Source organism: Bradyrhizobium sp. Ses1 (genome assembly GCF_059512365.1).
Genome location: NZ_JCAMOQ010000005.1, coordinates 167,046 through 184,528 on the forward strand (window position 1 = coordinate 167,046; position 17,483 = coordinate 184,528).

Below are 17,483 nucleotides of genomic sequence, written 5' to 3' on the forward strand. Positions count from 1 at the left end.
GGCAACTCCTAAATTCCGAGCGCGACAAGCGCGTTCGTCACATCATCCGGCGATGTGACGTGAATGGCCGTGAGACCTATCGCCCGTGCGCCGCGAATGTTCTCGGCGGAATCGTCGAAGAACACGATGCGCGAAGCCGGCACGCCGATCGCCTTTATCACGTAATCATAGGCGTCCGCGTCAGGTTTCCGTAGCCCGATCGTCGAGGAGAAGAAGATCTGACGGAAGTGGCCGAGCACGTCCGAATAGGCTGTCGAGAAATGCTCGATATGAGGCGGATTGGTGTTCGAGAACGCATAAAGCGGCAGGCGCGTCTTGGCGCGCGCCAGGTGCTCGGCGATTCCCGGCATCTCGCCGGCGAAGATCGCGTTCCAGCCTTCCAGGAACTGGGCGTCGGAGATGCTGATGCCGAGCGACTGCCGCAGGCCTGCGAAGAAGGCGGCGTCATCGATCTTGCCAACCTCGTGATGTCTGTAACTCTCGTCCATGACAAAGCGGGTGGCGAGCTCGCCGGGCTCGCAGCCGGCATGGCCGGCCCAGGTGGTCATCACCTTGCCGAAATCGATATCGAGCACGACGCGGCCGAGGTCGAACAACAGGACATCGGCGGAGCCGGGGGAAAGGGACGGTTGGGTCATGGCGACGGTTGTGTACGAAAATCCCAAGGGGGCGGCAATGTCTTCGTTCGCGGGCCTGCAGGATGGGTAGAGCGAAGCGAAACCCATCCCGATGGAGCAAGCGGCGCGAATGATGGGTTTCGCTTCGCTCTACCCATCCTACGACCGTAGTCCTGGGAAACGCTCTCTCCACCGTCATTGCGAGCGCAGCGAAGCAATCCATTTCTCCGCAAGTGGCGCGATGGATTGCTTCGCTGCGCTCGCAATGACGGGGATGGGTTCTGATTCAACTTTCAAACAGCATGAGGAGTCCGCATGCTCGCGGCGTTGTTCGCCCGAGCTTTGCGTTACTCTCGGCCCTCTCATCGAACAGAGGGCGCAGGGAAAGCCGGGTGCTGGTTGCACCCATGGGTCCCGTGCAACAAAAAGCACGGGAGTAGGACCACAGGTTCAACCGAAGCATTCCGGCTTTCCCTGCGCGATGGTGTTACGGCTTACTTCGTACTCTCCCCGGTGACCGGGCTTTCTTGCCACCGTCGTCTCTCGCGCAAACTTCTTCGCGCAAAAACTTAGCGCCAGCGTCGGGGCGCCAGGACCACACGACTTCGCCGTCCGTGCTGTGTGTGCTCGTCAGTCACACCCATCACGTCCACCGCATCTCACCGCAACGTTCGTGACGATCGCGAGCCGCCCCTCTCTTGGGTGAGACGCGCGGAGTTAAATCACTGATTTGCCCGACGGCGAAAGCGAAATGTTTTTCGCTGATAGTCTGGACACGTTTCTGCTGATTTGCCCGTCGGGTTGATATGTCGCACCCAAAGCAACCACAACATCATTGCGAGCCAACGGATAAGCGCGAAGCGCCGTCCGATGACAGGCTCCGGGAAGCAATCCATAGCGCAGCGAACGGAGGCATGGATTGCTTCGCTCCGCTCGCAATGACGGAGGCTGTCATTGCGGGGCGTCCGAAGGACGAGCCCGGAATCCATTTCGCAGCTTGCGCCAGCGGATGAATGGATTCTCTGATGTGCAATTGCACATCATAGCTCGCGCTGCGGCCGCCCCGGAATGACCGCGGCAGTTGGCAACGGGTGAAGCATAAGTGCGACGGACGAGCGCAAGACTCGTGCTTCGGCAATCGCCGATTGGGCATGGAAGCCTCCCGCATTTCGGCTTTGCCGTCATTGACGGCACATATATCGTTCGCGGCAGGAAACCGACCCCCGTGAAATAGCGGGTAACGATGTCCAGTGATGCGAGGAAAACCATGTCCGATACGCTCCTGTTCTCACCAATGACGATCCGCGGGATCACGCTGAAGAACCGGATCGTGGTGCCGCCGATGCATCAATATTCGGCCGTGAAGGGATTTCCGACCGATTGGCATTTGATGAATGCGGGCAAGTTCGCCGCCGGCGGCGCGGGGCTCGTCATTGTCGAGTCGACCAAGGTCGAGCGGCGCGGCTGCGGCACGGTCGGTGATCTCGGCATCTGGGACGACAAGTTCATCGCGCCACTCAATCGGCTCGTCACCTTCATCAAGCAACAGAACGCGCTTGCCGGCATCCAGCTCGGCCATTCCGGACGCAAGGCGCGCGCAACGCGGCCGTGGGAAGGCGACGGTCCGCTGCAGCGGTCGCCTGAGATCGAGGACTGGGACGACTGGACCCCGGTGGCGCCGAGCGCAATCGCGCATAGCACGCGCTGGCCGGTACCGCGGGCGCTGGAGCGCAGCGAGGTGAAAGATCTCGTGCAGGCCTGGGGCCAAGCCGCGCGCCGCGCCAATGAGGCTGGCTTCGACGTGCTCGAATTGCACGGCGCCCACGGCTATCTCGTGCATGAGTTCTTGTCGGAACGCGGAAACCAGCGCACCGACGAGTATGGCGGCTCGGAAGAGAAGCGCATGCGCTTCATCATCGAAGTGACGGAGGCGGTGCGCAGCCATTGGCCCGACCACAAGCCGCTGTTCGTGCGGCTGTCGGTGGAGGACAATGCGGGCTGGGGGCCGGAGCAGAGCGTGCGGCTCGCCCGCATCCTCAAGGCGAAAGGCGTTGATGTCATCGATTGCTCGTCCGGCGGCATCACCGACATCGCGCCGATCCTCGGCAAGGAAATCAAGTACAACTACCAGGTGCCCCTATCGGAATACGTCCGCCGTCACGCCGACATCCTCACCATGGCCGTCGGCCTCATCATTCATGGTGACCAGGCGGAACAGATCCTGCGCGAAAAACAGGCAGATCTGATCGCGATTGGGCGCGAAATCCTCAACAACCCGAACTGGCCGATGGACGCCGCGCTGAAGCTTGGCGTGGACGGGCCATTCCGTAATGTTCCGCCGCAGTTCGGCTACTGGCTGGGCACGCGCGCCAAACGCGGCTTTGGAACCAATCCGTCGACCTGGCAGAGCGGCCTCCAGGAGGGACGTCCATAGCGGCGCACGAGCAACGCACGATGTCGTGAGCGACGGTATTTCTCCGGTACAATTGGCCTTGATCCGACCAAAAAGGCATTGTGTGTTTGTCCACGTCGGGTGAGAACGACGATTCATCACAGTCGTGGCGGCTACAGCGGGAAGGATCGCACGCATGCGTAGGAATTTTGGCTTTCTCCTCGGCACGGTCACCGGCGTCGGCCTTACCCTTCTCGTCACCGCCCCGCAGGGCGCCAATCTGGTTGCGGTCGCCAAGGCCGCGGTCCGCTCCGATACCTATTCCCAGCTCAATCTGTTCGGCGACGTGTTCGAGCGCGTCCGGACCGACTATGTCGAGAAGCCCGACGACTCCAAGCTGATGGAGGGCGCGATCAACGGCATGATCTCCTCGCTCGATCCGCATTCTCGTTACATGAACGAGAAGGGCTGGACCGACATGCAGGAGACCACCCACGGCGAGTTCGGCGGCCTCGGCATCGAAGTCACGATGGAGGATGGTTTCATCAAGGTCGTCGCGCCGATCGACGACACGCCGGCTTCGCGTGCCGGCATCATGTCGGGCGACATCATCACCCAGATCGATGACGAACAGATCCAGGGCATGACGCTGGATCAGGCCGTCAACAAGATGAAGGGCCCGCCCAACAGCCAGACCAAGCTGAAGATCATCCGCAAGGATGCCGACAAGCCGATCGACGTCGCCATCACCCGAGAGATCATCCGTGTGCGCCCGGTGCGCTTCCACACCGATGGCGGCAATATCGGCTATATCAGGATCAACTCGTTCAACGAGCAGACCACCGAGGGTCTGCACAAGGCGATCGCCGATATCTCCAAGGAGATCCCGCAGGACAAGCTTGCCGGTTATGTGATCGACCTGCGCAACAATCCCGGCGGCTTGCTCGACCAGGCGGTGTCGGTGGTGAGCTCGCTGATGGCGCGCGGCGAGGTGGTCTCGACCCGCGGCCGGTTGCCGGAGGAAACTCAGCGCTTCACCGCTCGCGGCGGCGACATGACCAAGGGCAAGCCGCTTGTGGTCCTGATCAACGGCGGCTCGGCCTCTGCCTCCGAGATCGTGGCCGGTGCGCTGCACGACCACAAGCGCGCGACGCTGATCGGCACCCGCACCTTCGGCAAGGGCTCAGTGCAAACCATCATTCCGCTCGGGGCTGGCAATGGCGCGCTGGCGCTGACCACCGCGCGCTATTTCACGCCGTCGGGCCGCTCGATCCAGGCGCAGGGCATCGCGCCCGATATCGAGATCCTGCAGGATGTGCCGGACGAATTGAAGACGCGTGCCGAGATCAAGGGCGAGGCCTCGATGCGCGGGCATCTGGCGGCCGAAGGCACCGAGCAGACCGGCTCGCAATCCTTCGTCCCGCCTGACGAGAAGAACGACAAGGCGCTGAACGCTGCTTACAACCTGTTGCGTGGCGTCACCGTCAACGCCGACGCCAAGGGCGCGCCGAAGCGGACGATCCCGAACTGAACATCACGCTGACGTGGAAGGCGTCTCGAAACACCCCCGGTTCGTCATGCCCGGGCTTGTCCCGGGCATCCACGTTGTTGCTGCAATGCAATCCTCTTCGTGGATGGCCGGGACGAGCCCGGCCATGACGGGCCTCAGGTACGAGTCGTAATGGTGGGCATGCTAACGCTTTGCCGACCAGACAGCATGCCCTCTATCAGCGCGCGCGGATGGCGGATGAATCCGAGCGGTGGCTCCGCGATCGCTTGCCGGGCCGTCTGATCGGCGGATCCTGAGCCCACATCCCGTAACCCTGGTCGATGTAGCGCTGATAGCCGCCTGTATAGGGGTTGCCCGGACCTTTGTTCTGGCAATTGGCGTTCGGGTAGAATTGCGCGCAATAGCCGGGCTCGGAAATCACCTGCTGTGCCATCGCCGGCGCACTGAGGACGCAGAGTGCCGCGGCCGCACCAAGAAGCTTGAAGGCCCACATAGCGTTGCTCCTTCAAAGGGCTACGCCAAATGTAACACCGCACGCGATGGCGCAGTCCGGGTGACCCGGTCACAGCCGCGTGACAGCGCAGTCGTGACGTAACGCGTCAGCGATCCGCGGCGCGATAGTGGCCGGACTTGCCGCCCTGCTTCTCGACGAGGTGGATCCCTTCGATGCGGACGCCGCGTTCCACCGCCTTGATCATGTCGTAAATGGTAAGGCAGGCGACCGAGACCGCGGTCAGCGCCTCCATCTCGACGCCAGTCGGGCCGGTGACCTTGACGGTCGCCTGCACGATGCAGCCCGGCAGTTTCTCGTCCGGCTCGATATCGACCGTGACCTTCGACAGCGCGAGCGGATGGCAGAGCGGGATCAGTTCCGAGGTTCGTTTCGCCGCCATGATGCCGGCAATGCGCGCGGTGCCGAGCACGTCGCCCTTCTTGGCATTGCCTGAGACGATCAGCTCGAGCGTCGCCTTGCTCATGATGACGCGGCCTTCGGCGACGGCTGTGCGTTCGGTCGCGGGCTTGGCGGAGACGTCGACCATGCGTGCCTCACCGCTGGCATCGATATGGGTGAGGGCGGGACCGCCCTTTGACTTCTCCGCCATCGCTCTAACGGGTTCCGGTGGCGCGTGGCGCGCTTTTGCGTGCGAGCAGCGCGCGGGTTGCCGCTGTTACATCGGCCTGACGCATCAGGCTCTCGCCGACCAGGAAGGTCGACATGCCCACGCGTTCCAGCCTGGACAGATCGTCCGGCGTGAAGATGCCGCTTTCGCCGACCATCAGCCGCTCCTTCGGGATCAGCGGTGCCAAGGCCTCGCTGGTCGCGAGCGTGGTCTCGAAGGTGCGGAGATTGCGGTTGTTGACGCCGATCATCGGCGAGCGGAGCTTCAGCGCGCGGTCGAGCTCGGCCCGGTCGTGGATTTCGACCAGCACGTCCATCTGAAGCGCGAGCGCTGCGTCCTCGATGTCCTTGGCGGCGGCGTCGTCCAGCGCGGCCATGATGATCAGGATGCAGTCGGCGCCGTGGGCGCGGGCCTCGACCACCTGATAGGTGTCGAACATGAAATCCTTGCGCAGCACCGGCAGATTGGTTGCCGCGCGCGCCGCGACCATGAAGTCGAGATGGCCCTGGAACGAGGGGGTATCCGTCAGCACCGAAAGGCAGGCCGCGCCGCCGGCCTCATAGGCCTTGGCCAGGACAGGCGGATCGAAATCGACGCGGATCAGGCCCTTCGATGGCGAGGCCTTCTTGATCTCGGAAATCAGCGCGTAATCGCCGCGAGCATGCTTGTCGCGGATAGCGCGCACGAAACCGCGCGGCGGCGATGCGGCCTTGGCGCGCGCCTCGATCTCGGGCAGCGGATGCGCGCGTTTGGCTGCGGCGATCTCCTCGCGCTTATAGGCTTCGATCTTCTTCAGGATGTCGGACATCGCGGACCCTATGTCTCTATGAGCATGATCTTTTCGGAAAACCGGTTCCCACTTTTCCGGATCATGCTCTAGCTGTTGGAAACCGCGATCAAATGTTTGAGCTTCGCGGCAGCGGCACCGCTATCCAACGAATTGGTCCCGAGCGCGACGCCTTCCTTCAAATCTTTGGCACGGCCGGCGACGATCAGCGCCGCGGCGGCGTTGAGCAGCGCGACGTCTCGATAGGCGCTCGGCTCGCCATTGAGCACGCTGAGCAGCGCCACCGCGTTGGCATCGGCATCGCCGCCCTTCAAGGCCTCGCTGCCGACGCGGCCAAAGCCAGCATCGTCAGGGGAAACTTCGAAGGTTCTGATCTCGCCGCGCTCCAGCGCCGCGACGAAGGTCGGGCCGGTGAGGGTGATTTCGTCGAGCCCGTCGGAGCCGTGCACCACCCAGGCCGCTTCCGAGCCGAGGTTCTTCAGGACCTGCGCCAAGGGCTGCACCCATTGCCGCGAGAACACCCCGACCATCTGCCTCTTGACGCCGGCGGGATTGGAGAGCGGGCCGAGCAGGTTGAAGATGGTGCGGGTCGCAAGCTCGACCCGGGTCGGGCCGACATTCTTCATGGCCGGGTGATGGGCGGGGGCGAACATGAAGCCGATCCCGGCTTCCTGGACGCACTGGCCGACCTGGGCCGGCGTAAGATCGATCTTGACGCCGAGCGAGGCCAGCACGTCTGCGGCGCCCGAGCGCGACGACAGCGCGCGGTTGCCGTGTTTTGCGACCGGCACGCCCGTGCCGGCCACGATGAACGAGGCGCAGGTCGACACGTTCACGGAGCCGGAGCCGTCGCCGCCGGTGCCGACCACGTCGACCGCATCAGGCGGCGCGGTCACCCGCAGCATCTTGCTGCGCATTGCCGACACCGCGCCGGTGATCTCGTCGACGGTCTCGCCGCGCACGCGCAGGGCCATCAGGAGGCCGCCCATCTGCGAGGGCGTGGCTTCGCCCGACATCATGCTGTCGAAGGCGCTTGCGGCTTCGTCGCGTGACAAGGTTGCGCCGGTGGCGACTTTCGCAATTATCGATTTCAGGTCGTCCATCGCCCGCCCGTGAAGATTTTAGAGCATGATCCGGAAAAGTGGAAACCGGTTTTCCCTCGCGACAAACGCGAAGCGTTTGCGCGGAGATCATGCTCAAACAAAAGATGAGAGCAATGATCTAATCGGATCATGCTCAGTTGTTATTCGCGCCCGTCACCTGTGCGAAGGCGGCCTGATTGATTGTGGTTCCGATGTCTTTTTCGATCTTGTTGACGTATTGCGCGACCTGCTCGTCGGTCAATCCGCGCTGCAGCGCCTCTTTCAACTTCTTCACCTCCTCGGAGGAAAGATCGACCGGCGGCACGATGATGTCGGTGACGCGGAAGACGACGCGCTCGCCACCGGTACCCGTGGCCTGACCGACGCCATCCTTGGCGGTGCGGAACGCAGCCGCGACCACGCTCTCAGGCACGGCCGGTAGCGAGGCATCGCGGCGGAATTTATCCGCAGTCTCGACCTTCACGCCGAGTGCGGAGGCTTCGTCGGCGAGCTTGCCGCCGGCCTCGACCTTCTTGACGATCTCGGTTGCCTTTTCGCGCAGCCTGGTCGCGATCTGGTCCTCGCGCCATTTCGCCTCGACCTGGGCGCGCACCTCGTCGAGGCTGCGCTCGCGCGACGGCGTCACGCCGAGCACGTCGTACCAGACGTAGCCGCCGCGGAACTGGATCGGCTCGTTGTCGACGCCGACATCGCTGCCGAAGGCCTGCGAGACGACATCGAGGCCGGTCGGAATGTTCGCTACGGGCTGGCCGTTCGGCATGCGCCCCGAGCGGTCGACGGCGTCGATGGTGACGGCCGCGAGCCCAAGCTTCTGCGCCGCCTCGACGAGGTTGGCGCCGCCGCCGCGCTCGTCTTCCATCTTGTTGTGGAGATCGGCGACCTTCTCGCGGGCGCGCTCGGCTGCGATCTGCTTCTTGATCTCGCCGGCCATGCTCTCATAGGTCGGCGTCGTGCCCGGCTCGATCTTGCCGACCTTGACCAGCGCCACGCCGAAGCGGCCCTGCACCGGCTGACTGACTTCGCCCGAGGGCAGGGAGAACGCCGCATCCGCAACCGCCGGATCGAGGATCGCCGACTTCGCGACCATGCCGAGATCGACGTCGGACAGATTGAGGTTGCGTTCCTTGGCGAGGTCGTCGAACGAGGTGTTCGAGGTCAGCCGCGCACGTGCGGCGGTGGCTTCCTCCACGTTCGGAAACACGATCTGTGATACCTCGCGCTTCTCCGGCGTGCCAAGCTGGTTGCGGCGCTGTTCAAATATCTTCTTGGCATCCTCGTCGGAGACCTCGGTCCACTTGCCGATCTCCTCGGGCGTCACGACGACGAACGCGATCTTGCGGAATTCGGGCGCGCGGAACTGGGCCTTGTGATCCTCGAAATAGGCGGCGAGCGCCTCGGGCGAGGGCGGGTCGATGGTGCCGGCCTGCGCCGCGTCGAGCCTGATGTACTCGATCGAGCGCTGCTCGTTCTGGTAGCGGACCAAGGCCTCGATCAAGGTCTTTGGCGGCTCGATGCCGGCGCCGATCGTGCCGGCGATCTGGCGGCGGAGACCGACGCGGCGCTGCTCGGCGAGATAGCGCTGCTCGGTGTAGCCGAACTGGCGGATCACGGACTGGAAGCGCTGCGGCTCGAACTGGCCGTTCAGCCCCTTGAAGTTCGGATCATTGTAGATCGAGCGCATCGTCTCTTCCTGAGACTGGCCGAGCCGAAGCCGCCGGGCCTCCTCGTCAAGAGCCGCTTCCGCGATCGTCTGCTGCAGCACTTGCCGGTCAAAGCCGAAGGCGCGCGCCTGGTCCGGCGTCAACGGACGGCCGAACTGGCGGCCGACCTGCTGCAGCCGGTCGGTGTAGATCTGGCGGAATTGCTCGGTCGAGATTTCGGTGCTGCCAACCTTGGCGAGCGTCGACTGGCCGAACCCCTTGAAGATGTCGGCGATGCCCCAGATTCCGAAACTGACAATCAAAACGCCCATCACCACGGCCATGACGATCTTGCCGAGCCAGTTTGATGAGGCTGTCCGAATTCCTCGAAGCATGGGTCCAACTTGTTTGAAAAGGAGGGGAACCGGGTCGCGCCCCGGGATAATCCGATAAGCGGATTCCTTAAAGCGCGTCACCGAGTTGGGAACGTATCATAAAGTGGCAACTGCGCCGTCGCAACCTAGAGCATGATCCGGAAAAGTGGACCTCGGTTTTCCGGAAAGATCATGCTCAAACAAGAAGCTAACGCGGGACGGCGGATGCCGTCCCGCTATGGCGGCGATTTGTAGCGGTGGACCGCCGGGTCTGGAAGTGAGAGCCGGGCTCTGCTAGCGCATGTCGACCACCATCTCTCGGGAATCCTGCCATGACCGACGCCATCCGGCCGCTGATCGCCGGCAATTGGAAAATGAACGGCCTGAAAGCCTCCATCGGCGAATTCGACGCCATGCTGGCGGGGGCCGGCGCGCTGGCCGGCAAGGCCGATCTTCTTGTCTGCCCGCCGGCGACCTTGATTGCCGCCTTTGCCGACAAGGCGCGCGGCTCGAAGGTCGCCGTCGGGGCCCAGGATTGCCATCCCAAGGCCTCCGGAGCCCATACCGGGGACATCTCGGCGGAAATGCTGGCGGATGCCGGCGCCAGCGCCATCATCGTCGGCCATTCCGAGCGCCGCGCCGACCATGGCGAGACCGATGCGCTGGTCCGCCAGAAGGCCGAAGCTGCCTGGCGCGCAGGCCTCACCGCGATCGTCTGCATCGGCGAGACCCGCGAGCAGCGCGATGCCGGGCGGGCGCTGGATGTCTGCGGCACCCAGCTCAAGGGCTCGCTGCCGGACGGTTCGACTGCGGCCAATTTGGTGGTCGCCTACGAGCCGGTCTGGGCGATCGGTACCGGGCTGACCCCGACGGTGCAGGATGTCGAGCAAGTTCATAAGTTTATCCGGCGGTTCTTGACGGAACGCTTCAAAGGAGAGGGCGTAAATGTCCGGATTCTCTATGGCGGCTCCGTAAAACCCTCGAATGCGGCCGAGCTACTGGGCGTTGCCAATGTCAACGGCGCGCTGGTCGGCGGTGCCAGCCTGAAGGCAGCCGATTTCCTTGCGATCGCGGCGGGCGCTCCCTAGCTAGATTGCGGCGGTTATTGGGGTGGCGTTGCCGGTCCCGATCGTGTAACACCGCGCAACTTCAGGAAAACCCGCTGATAGCGTGTGAGCCGCCGGAACCCGGCGCTTCTAGGCTTGCGACGGAAGGTCACAATGCAGACTGTCGTCATCGTCATCCACCTCATGATCGTCGCCGTGATGATCGGGGCCGTGCTGCTGCAGAAATCCGAGGGCGGCGGCCTTGGCATGGGTGGGGGCGCGGGCTTCATGTCGAGCCGCGGCACCGCGAACCTGCTGACGCGGACCACCGCGGTCCTGGCGGTATTGTTCTTCGCGACCAGCCTGTTTCTGTCCTGGCATGCCGGCCTCAGCCGCCAGCCGGCCTCGGTCCTCGGCACTGGCGCCCCGGCGCCGACGCAGCAGCCCGCTGGCGGCGCGCCGATCACGCCGCCGACCTCGGGCGGCATCCTGGATTCGCTGAAGAAGGCCGACGAACAGCAGGGCCAGCAGGCCCCCGCCGGCGGCCCGCAGGCGCCGCGCTCGCAATAATGCGGGGTGGCTATGCAGGGTGCAGGACTGGCGTCCTGCGTCAGGAATCGCCATTAACGGTCTGACTAAGCAGTAAAATTCACGTCACTCACAGCCCGGCAACAAGTTTGCCGGGAGGACACGAATCATTTTGGCGAATCGCCCTCGTCGAGATAGAGGTTAGGCCCCATGGCGCGGTACATATTCATCACCGGCGGCGTGGTCTCCTCACTCGGCAAGGGTCTGGCTTCAGCGGCACTAGGTGCCCTGCTGCAGGCACGCGGGTACAAGGTCCGCCTCCGCAAGCTCGATCCTTATCTCAACCTCGATCCCGGAACGATGTCGCCGTACCAGCACGGCGAAGTGTTCGTGACCGACGACGGCGCCGAGACCGATCTCGATCTCGGCCATTACGAGCGCTTCACCGGACGGCCGGCGACCAAGGCCGACAACATCACCACGGGACGCATCTACCAGGACATCATATCGAAGGAACGGCGCGGCGATTATCTCGGCGCCACCATCCAGGTGGTCCCGCACGTCACCAACGCGATCAAGGAATTCGTGCTCGACGGCAACGACGCCTATGATTTCGTCCTGGTCGAGATCGGCGGCACGGTGGGCGACATTGAGGGCCTGCCGTTCTTCGAGGCGATCCGTCAGCTCAAGAATGAATTGCCGCGCGATCATGCGGTCTACATTCATCTGACGCTTTTGCCGTACATCCCAAGTGCAGGCGAGCTCAAGACAAAGCCGACCCAGCATTCGGTGAAGGAATTGCGCTCGATCGGCATCCAGCCGGATATCCTGCTCTGCCGCACCGACCGCGAGATTCCGAAGGAGGAGCGGCGCAAGCTCGGGCTGTTCTGCAACGTGCGCGAAAGTGCCGTGATCGAGGCGCGCGACGTCGACAACATCTATGCCGTGCCTGAGGCCTATCACGCCGCCGGCCTCGACGACGAGGTGCTGGCCGCGTTCGGGATCGCGCCGAAGATTCCACCGGCGCTGCAGAGCTGGCACGTCATCAACGAGCGCGTCCGCAATCCCGAGGGCGCCGTGACGATCGCGATCGTCGGCAAATATACCGGGATGAAGGATGCCTATAAGTCGCTGATCGAGGCGCTCTCCCACGGCGGCATCGCCAACAAGGTCAAGGTCAATCTCGACTGGATCGAGAGCGAGGTGTTCGAGAACGAGGACCCCGCGCCGTTCCTCGAGCACGTCAACGGCATCCTGGTGCCCGGCGGCTTCGGCCAGCGCGGCGCGGAAGGCAAGATCCGGGCGGCGCAATTCGCCCGCGAGCGCGACGTGCCGTATTTCGGCATCTGCTTCGGCATGCAGATGGCGGTGATCGAGGCCGCGCGCAATCTGGTCGGCATCGAGCAGGCCAATTCCACCGAATTCGGCCCGACGCCCGAACCGCTCGTCGGCCTGATGACGGAATGGCTGCGCGGCAACGAACTGGAGAGGCGGTCGCAGGCTGGCGATCTCGGCGGCACCATGCGGCTTGGCGCGTACCCGGCGGTCCTCAAGCGCGGCAGCCGCGTCTCCGAAGTCTATGGCGGCGCCACCGAAATTTCCGAGCGCCATCGCCACCGCTACGAGGTCAATACCGCTTACAAGGACCGGCTCGAGCAGCACGGCCTGCGCTTCTCGGGCCTGTCACCCGACGGCGTGCTGCCTGAGATCGTCGAATACGAGGACCATCCCTGGTTCATCGGTGTGCAATTCCACCCCGAATTGAAGTCGCGCCCGTTCGAGCCGCACCCGCTCTTTGCCTCGTTCATCCAGGCGGCGATGGCGCAATCGCGGCTGGTCTAGGCCGTCATTCCGGGATGCGCCGAAGGCGCAGGCCCGGAATCTATCGGGCCTCAGATTACATGGACAAATGGATTCCGGGCTCGCGCAGCGCGCGCCCCCGAATGACAGGCGTAGGGTGGCATAGTTATGCGCGCGCCGCTGCGGGGCGTGCATGGCCCGATCAAGACAGTCTTCCTGGTAGCGGCTATAACTGCCACGCCAAGCACACAAGAATAGGGAGGACTGCCGAATGATCTATGAGACCCGCGTCTATCGCTGCCTGCCGGGCCGGCTGCCGGCGCTGCTCAAGCGCTTCGATACCATCACGCTCAAGCTGTGGGAGAAGCATGGCATCAAGCAGGTCGGGTTCTTCACCACGCTGGTCGGCGAATCCAACCAGGAACTGACCTATCTGCTGGCTTGGGAATCGCTTGCCGATCGCGAGAAGAAATGGACCGCGTTCCAGAGCGATCCGGAATGGATTTCGGCGCGGGCCAAGACCGAAGAGGATGGTCAGATCGTCGGCAATATCGTCAACCAGTTGCTGGTGCCGACCACATTCTCCGCGCTGAAGTGAGGCTCAGTGCAACCCTGATATTCCCGGGGGCAATACGGGGTTGATCCTGGTGTCGCGGATCGGCATGGTCCGCGCGAAATTGAAAGGACACACCGTTGAACGCCAAGACCTCGGCGGCCCCGATCGTCAATGTCGGCCCGGTCAAGTTCGGCAACGATCTGCCGATCTCAATCATCGCCGGGCCGTGCCAGCTCGAGAGCCGGGCGCATGCGCTGGAGGTAGCCAGCGCGCTGAAGGAGATTGCAGGTCGGCTGAAAGTTGGGCTCGTCTACAAGACGTCTTTCGACAAGGCCAACCGCACCAGCGCATCCGCCGCGCGCGGCATCGGGCTGGCGCAGGCGCTGCCGATCTTTGCCGAGATCCGCTCCTCGCTCGGCCTGCCTGTCCTGACCGACGTGCACGAGCCCGCGCAATGCGCGGAGGTTGCGCCGGCGGTCGACGTGCTGCAGATTCCGGCCTTCCTCTGCCGGCAGACCGATCTGCTGCTTGCGGCCGCCGCAACCGGAAAGGTCGTCAACGTCAAGAAAGGCCAGTTCCTCGCGCCGTGGGACATGGCCAATGTGGTTGCAAAACTCACTAGCGCCGACAACCCGAACGTGCTGGTGACCGAGCGCGGCGCGTCCTTTGGCTACAACACGCTGGTCTCCGACATGCGCGCGCTGCCGATCCTCGCGCGCACCACCGGCGCGCCTGTTATCTTTGACGCCACCCATTCGGTGCAGCAACCGGGCGGGAAGGGGGCATCCTCGGGCGGCGAGCGCGAATTCGTGCCCGTGCTGGCGCGCGCGGCCGTTGCGGTCGGCGTTGCCGGCGTCTTCATCGAGACCCATCCCGATCCCGATCGCGCCCCATCCGACGGGCCAAACATGGTGCCGCTCCGCGAGTTCGAGGGGCTGGTCAGGACGCTGATGCAATTCGACGCGCTGGCCAAGGAGGCGGCGCGTTGAGCGGGCGGGTGCGAAACGCGTGACCGCAACTGGCCGCCTGCCGCCGGCGCTCAACATCATTGCGATCGCGACCTTTGCCGCGAGTCTTTCGGCGCGTGCGCTCGATCCGGTGCTTCCGCATGTCGCCGACGACTTCAGCGTCAGCATCGCCACCGCCGCAAGTTTTGCCGCGGTGTTCGCCTTCACCTTCGCCATCGTCCAACCGCTGCTGGGCGCCGCCGCCGACCTGTTCGGCAAGGCGCGGCTGATGATCATCTGTCTCGTGCTGCTCGGGCTCGCCAACATTCTCGGCGCGCTGTCGACATCCTTCTCGATGCTGTTCGCCACTCGCATCCTCGCCGGCATCGGCTCCGGCGGCGTGTTTCCGGTCGCGCTCGGCCTGACCAGCGATCTCGTGGCGCCCGACAAGCGGCAGGTCGCAATCGGGCGGACGCTTGCGGGCGCCATGACCGGCAACCTGCTGGGCGCTTCGGCCTCCGGCCTGATCGGCGATTTTCTCGGCTGGCGCGGCGTGCTCGCCGTGCTCGGCGCCCTCGTCGTTCTAGCTTCGCTTGCGGTGCTCGCCGGCTTCCGTGGCGCGAAGCTCGCGCATCCGCCCAAGACGAGCTTTTCCGCTTTGAAGCAGGGCTACCGCACCATCTTCACCAATCCGAACGCGCCCATCTGCTATTCGGCTGTGTTCATCGAGGGCTGCTGCGTGCTCGGCCTTTTTCCGTTTGTGGCGTCGTTCCTGTTCGATCTCGGTGAAACCTCGCTGTCGATCGCAGGCATCGTCATCGCGGGGTTTGCGGTGGGCGGCCTGTTCTACACCATGACTGTGTCGCGCTTTCTGCCACGGCTCGGCGTCAACGGCATGATGATCGCAGGCGCGACGCTGGTCGCCGTCCAGCTAGTGGCCGTCGCGTTCAGTCCCGGCTGGAAGATGCAGGCGCTGAGCCTGCTAGCGATGGGCTGGGGCTTCTACATGATCCATGGCTGCCTGCAGGTATTCGCCAGCGAGCTGTCGGTGGAGGCGCGCGCGACCGCGATGTCCCTGCATTCGTTCTTTTTCTTCATGGGCCAGACCGTGGGCCCAATCGCCTATGGCTTCGGCCTCGCGCATGCCGGCAAGGTGCCGACCTTGCTCACATCAGCGGCAATCATGATCGCGCTGGGACTGGCCTGCGCCAAATTGCTGAAGCAGAGGATTCCGGCGGACGCCGCGGGGCGCCCTGACGTCGCGGCGTAGAGCATGATGAGATCAGGTCGAATTGCATCGGCGATGGATGCTGCGCTCCCTCTCCCACAAGCGGCAGAGGGAGTCCGAGCTATTGCGCGGAGACAGTCCCGATTCAGCCCCGCCCGCGATAGGGCGCGACGCCCTGGTCGGGGACCCACACGCCTTTGGGCAGACGGCCGGTCTGGAAGAATACGTCGATCGGAATGCCGCCGCGCGGATACCAGTAGCCGCCGATGCGGAGCCATTTCGGCTTGATCTCGCTTGCGATCCGCTTGCCGATCATCACCGTGCAGTCCTCATGGAAGGCGCCGTGATTGCGGAAGCTCGCGGCGTAGAGCTTCAGCGATTTGGACTCGAGCAGCCAGCGGCCCGGCACGTAGTCGATCACCAGATGCGCGAAATCCGGCTGGCCCGTCACCGGGCAGATCGAGGTGAATTCCGGCACGGCGAACCGCACCAGGTAATCGGTGCCTGCCTGCGGATTGGGAACGCGGTCGAGCACGGCCTTGTCCGGAGTGTCGGGCCATTTGACGGCACGGCCGAGCTGCAGGGGTCGTTGCGCCATGAAATCTGTCCTTCGGGGAGCGCTGACATGGACGCAAGCGGGGTTGTTCGTCAACCGTCAAGGGGAGGGCGCAAGCGCGTCAGATCGCCGACGAGCACCGGCAGGTTTGCGTCCTATGCCGGCGCCGTCGTTTGAATCATGACGAGACGGTCGTTGCCGGATTCGCCGCCCCACGTCTCGCCCGGCCGGCCGTCGAGCTGCCGCACATTCGCGCCGGGCTTGTCGTTCGGGAACGAGCGAAACGTCTCCGTCACCGGATCGAAGCGCACGATCGCGTTCGCGGAGAAATCGGTGAGCCAGACCTTGTCCTTGTCATCGACATAGACCGCATAGGTGCGCGGATTCTCGCCCGGCAGTTTCCAGGCCTTCCAGGCGCCGTCGGCGGGATCGTGCATCGACACCTGGCCGCTGTTCCATTCGCTGATCCACAGGCGGCTCCGTGAATCCGACCAGATCCGCCGCGCGCCTTGCTTGGGCGTCGGCGGCTCGACCACGCTCGCTCGCCCTGTGGCGAGATCGATCCGGGCGATGTGGCTCCCTGCGAGCGAGGCGTACCAGACATCGCCCTTCGGCGTGACCGTGATGCCGTAGGGGCCGACGCCTCTCGGCGCCTCGAATACCTTCATCTCACCGGATTCGGGATCGAGCCGGCCATAGTAGCCGGACTGACCGGTGAACCAGTAGATTCCGCTTTTATCGAACACGCCGGTATTGAGGTTGGCATAGGCGAATTTTTCGGGCAGCGGAAACAGCCTCACTTTGTGATCGTCGGGGTCGACACGGGCGATCGCATTCTGTCCACCTTCGGTGATCCATGGCGCGCCATCCGGGCCGAGGATGACCCCGTGAGGTGCGGCGCCCTGTCCGAGATCGATCAGCTTGTAGGCGCCGTTCCGCGGATCGAGTCGGCCGAGCTTCCCATTGCGTTGTCCGCAGAACCAGATCGTGCCGTCAGGGGCGGGCGTGACGTCGCGCGAACCCATCCCGCGGGCTACCGGGAAATATTTCACGGGGAACGCGCCCGCCTGAGGCTCTTGGGCGCGGGCCCCGCGCAATACTGTGGGCGTGGCCAAGATTGCGGCGGCGCTCGAAGCGAGAAACTTGCGACGATTCATTGCGTTACCCCGGCTTTGTGAAACAATGGGTTGAAACGCGAAGATCAGCATAAACCTACCACATTGCCGCGTCAGATGCGTGCCAAAGCGTGAGCGTTCACATTTGCCTGCTTGCCGTGTA

Annotated in this window: 16 protein-coding genes; 8 read left to right on the forward strand and 8 right to left on the reverse strand. The window is 63.9% G+C overall.

Annotation, left to right across the window (positions count from 1 at the left end; all coding sequences use genetic code 11):
• Window positions 1-8: 8 nt before the first annotated feature.
• The gene (locus AC5ZG5_RS09095) at window positions 9-638 is read right to left on the reverse strand and encodes an HAD-IA family hydrolase (RefSeq protein WP_456642377.1); all 630 of its coding nucleotides are present in this window, start codon (window positions 636-638) and stop codon (window positions 9-11) included.
• Between the two features lie 1,246 nt (window positions 639-1,884).
• Here AC5ZG5_RS09095 and AC5ZG5_RS09100 point away from each other — a divergent pair.
• Window positions 1,885-3,051 carry an NADH:flavin oxidoreductase/NADH oxidase gene (locus AC5ZG5_RS09100; protein WP_456644396.1) on the forward strand — a complete coding sequence of 389 codons (1,167 nt, stop codon included), beginning with the start codon at window positions 1,885-1,887 and terminating at the stop codon, window positions 3,049-3,051.
• A 154-nt stretch (window positions 3,052-3,205) separates the two neighbouring features.
• A complete protein-coding gene (locus AC5ZG5_RS09105) occupies window positions 3,206-4,540 on the forward strand; it encodes a S41 family peptidase (protein WP_456644395.1) in 1,335 nt (444 codons plus the stop codon).
• 196 nt (window positions 4,541-4,736) lie between these two features.
• Here the strand turns inward: AC5ZG5_RS09105 and AC5ZG5_RS09110 are convergent, their stop codons facing one another.
• The 5 genes from AC5ZG5_RS09110 to AC5ZG5_RS09130 form a co-directional block, all read right to left on the reverse strand.
• Window positions 4,737-5,012, reverse strand: coding sequence for a hypothetical protein (locus AC5ZG5_RS09110; RefSeq protein ID WP_456644394.1), 276 nt, complete (start codon window positions 5,010-5,012; stop codon window positions 4,737-4,739).
• A 106-nt stretch (window positions 5,013-5,118) separates the two neighbouring features.
• Entirely contained in the window at window positions 5,119-5,622 is a 504-nt protein-coding gene (gene moaC, locus AC5ZG5_RS09115) for a cyclic pyranopterin monophosphate synthase MoaC (protein ID WP_028167519.1), read from the reverse strand.
• A gap of 4 nt (window positions 5,623-5,626) precedes the next feature.
• Window positions 5,627-6,448: an indole-3-glycerol phosphate synthase TrpC gene (gene trpC / locus AC5ZG5_RS09120; protein WP_456644393.1), complete on the reverse strand. Its 822-nt coding sequence runs from the start codon at window positions 6,446-6,448 to the stop codon at window positions 5,627-5,629.
• Between the two features lie 68 nt (window positions 6,449-6,516).
• Complete coding sequence (trpD, locus tag AC5ZG5_RS09125; RefSeq protein WP_456644392.1) at window positions 6,517-7,530, reverse strand: anthranilate phosphoribosyltransferase; 1,014 nt, start codon at window positions 7,528-7,530, stop codon at window positions 6,517-6,519.
• Between the two features lie 133 nt (window positions 7,531-7,663).
• The gene (locus AC5ZG5_RS09130; RefSeq protein ID WP_456644391.1) at window positions 7,664-9,565 is read right to left on the reverse strand and encodes a peptidylprolyl isomerase; all 1,902 of its coding nucleotides are present in this window, start codon (window positions 9,563-9,565) and stop codon (window positions 7,664-7,666) included.
• Window positions 9,566-9,876: 311 nt separating this feature from the next.
• On the opposite strand from AC5ZG5_RS09130, the gene tpiA reads away from it, so the two are divergent.
• The 6 genes from tpiA to AC5ZG5_RS09160 all read left to right on the forward strand — a co-directional run bounded on the left by tpiA (window position 9,877) and on the right by AC5ZG5_RS09160 (window position 15,691).
• A complete protein-coding gene (gene tpiA, locus AC5ZG5_RS09135; protein WP_456644390.1) occupies window positions 9,877-10,632 on the forward strand; it encodes a triose-phosphate isomerase in 756 nt (251 codons plus the stop codon).
• 132 nt (window positions 10,633-10,764) lie between these two features.
• Entirely contained in the window at window positions 10,765-11,160 is a 396-nt protein-coding gene (secG, locus tag AC5ZG5_RS09140) for a preprotein translocase subunit SecG (protein WP_456644389.1), read from the forward strand.
• Between the two features lie 168 nt (window positions 11,161-11,328).
• The gene (pyrG, locus tag AC5ZG5_RS09145; protein WP_130230370.1) at window positions 11,329-12,960 is read left to right on the forward strand and encodes a CTP synthase; all 1,632 of its coding nucleotides are present in this window, start codon (window positions 11,329-11,331) and stop codon (window positions 12,958-12,960) included.
• A 229-nt stretch (window positions 12,961-13,189) separates the two neighbouring features.
• Window positions 13,190-13,516, forward strand: a complete 327-nt coding sequence (locus tag AC5ZG5_RS09150; RefSeq protein WP_456644388.1) for an NIPSNAP family protein — start codon at window positions 13,190-13,192, stop codon at window positions 13,514-13,516.
• Window positions 13,517-13,611: 95 nt separating this feature from the next.
• Complete coding sequence (gene kdsA, locus AC5ZG5_RS09155; protein WP_456644387.1) at window positions 13,612-14,463, forward strand: 3-deoxy-8-phosphooctulonate synthase; 852 nt, start codon at window positions 13,612-13,614, stop codon at window positions 14,461-14,463.
• Window positions 14,464-14,482: 19 nt separating this feature from the next.
• Window positions 14,483-15,691 carry an MFS transporter gene (locus AC5ZG5_RS09160; RefSeq protein ID WP_456644386.1) on the forward strand — a complete coding sequence of 403 codons (1,209 nt, stop codon included), beginning with the start codon at window positions 14,483-14,485 and terminating at the stop codon, window positions 15,689-15,691.
• Window positions 15,692-15,794: 103 nt separating this feature from the next.
• On the opposite strand, the gene queF is transcribed toward AC5ZG5_RS09160, so the two are convergent.
• Window positions 15,795-16,247 carry a preQ(1) synthase gene (gene queF, locus AC5ZG5_RS09165; RefSeq protein WP_027579121.1) on the reverse strand — a complete coding sequence of 151 codons (453 nt, stop codon included), beginning with the start codon at window positions 16,245-16,247 and terminating at the stop codon, window positions 15,795-15,797.
• 113 nt (window positions 16,248-16,360) lie between these two features.
• Window positions 16,361-17,362 (reverse strand): Vgb family protein, encoded by a 1,002-nt coding sequence (locus AC5ZG5_RS09170; RefSeq protein ID WP_456644385.1) that lies wholly within the window; start codon window positions 17,360-17,362, stop codon window positions 16,361-16,363.
• Between the last annotated feature and the right edge of the window lie 121 nt (window positions 17,363-17,483).

Bases quoted from the DNA above. Each gene is read 5' to 3' on its own strand.
- AC5ZG5_RS09110 (WP_456644394.1), bottom strand. From the start codon at position 5,012: ATGTGGGCCTTCAAGCTTCTTGGTGCGGCCGCGGCACTCTGCGTCCTC.
- AC5ZG5_RS09170 (WP_456644385.1), bottom strand. From the start codon at position 17,362: ATGAATCGTCGCAAGTTTCTCGCTTCGAGCGCCGCCGCAATCTTGGCC.
- tpiA (WP_456644390.1), top strand. From the start codon at position 9,877: ATGACCGACGCCATCCGGCCGCTGATCGCCGGCAATTGGAAAATGAAC.
- AC5ZG5_RS09100 (WP_456644396.1), top strand. From the start codon at position 1,885: ATGTCCGATACGCTCCTGTTCTCACCAATGACGATCCGCGGGATCACG.
- pyrG (WP_130230370.1), top strand. From the start codon at position 11,329: ATGGCGCGGTACATATTCATCACCGGCGGCGTGGTCTCCTCACTCGGC.
- queF (WP_027579121.1), bottom strand. From the start codon at position 16,247: ATGGCGCAACGACCCCTGCAGCTCGGCCGTGCCGTCAAATGGCCCGAC.
- AC5ZG5_RS09150 (WP_456644388.1), top strand. From the start codon at position 13,190: ATGATCTATGAGACCCGCGTCTATCGCTGCCTGCCGGGCCGGCTGCCG.
- moaC (WP_028167519.1), bottom strand. From the start codon at position 5,622: ATGGCGGAGAAGTCAAAGGGCGGTCCCGCCCTCACCCATATCGATGCC.
- trpD (WP_456644392.1), bottom strand. From the start codon at position 7,530: ATGGACGACCTGAAATCGATAATTGCGAAAGTCGCCACCGGCGCAACC.
- AC5ZG5_RS09095 (WP_456642377.1), bottom strand. From the start codon at position 638: ATGACCCAACCGTCCCTTTCCCCCGGCTCCGCCGATGTCCTGTTGTTC.
- trpC (WP_456644393.1), bottom strand. From the start codon at position 6,448: ATGTCCGACATCCTGAAGAAGATCGAAGCCTATAAGCGCGAGGAGATC.
- secG (WP_456644389.1), top strand. From the start codon at position 10,765: ATGCAGACTGTCGTCATCGTCATCCACCTCATGATCGTCGCCGTGATG.
- AC5ZG5_RS09105 (WP_456644395.1), top strand. From the start codon at position 3,206: ATGCGTAGGAATTTTGGCTTTCTCCTCGGCACGGTCACCGGCGTCGGC.
- AC5ZG5_RS09130 (WP_456644391.1), bottom strand. From the start codon at position 9,565: ATGCTTCGAGGAATTCGGACAGCCTCATCAAACTGGCTCGGCAAGATC.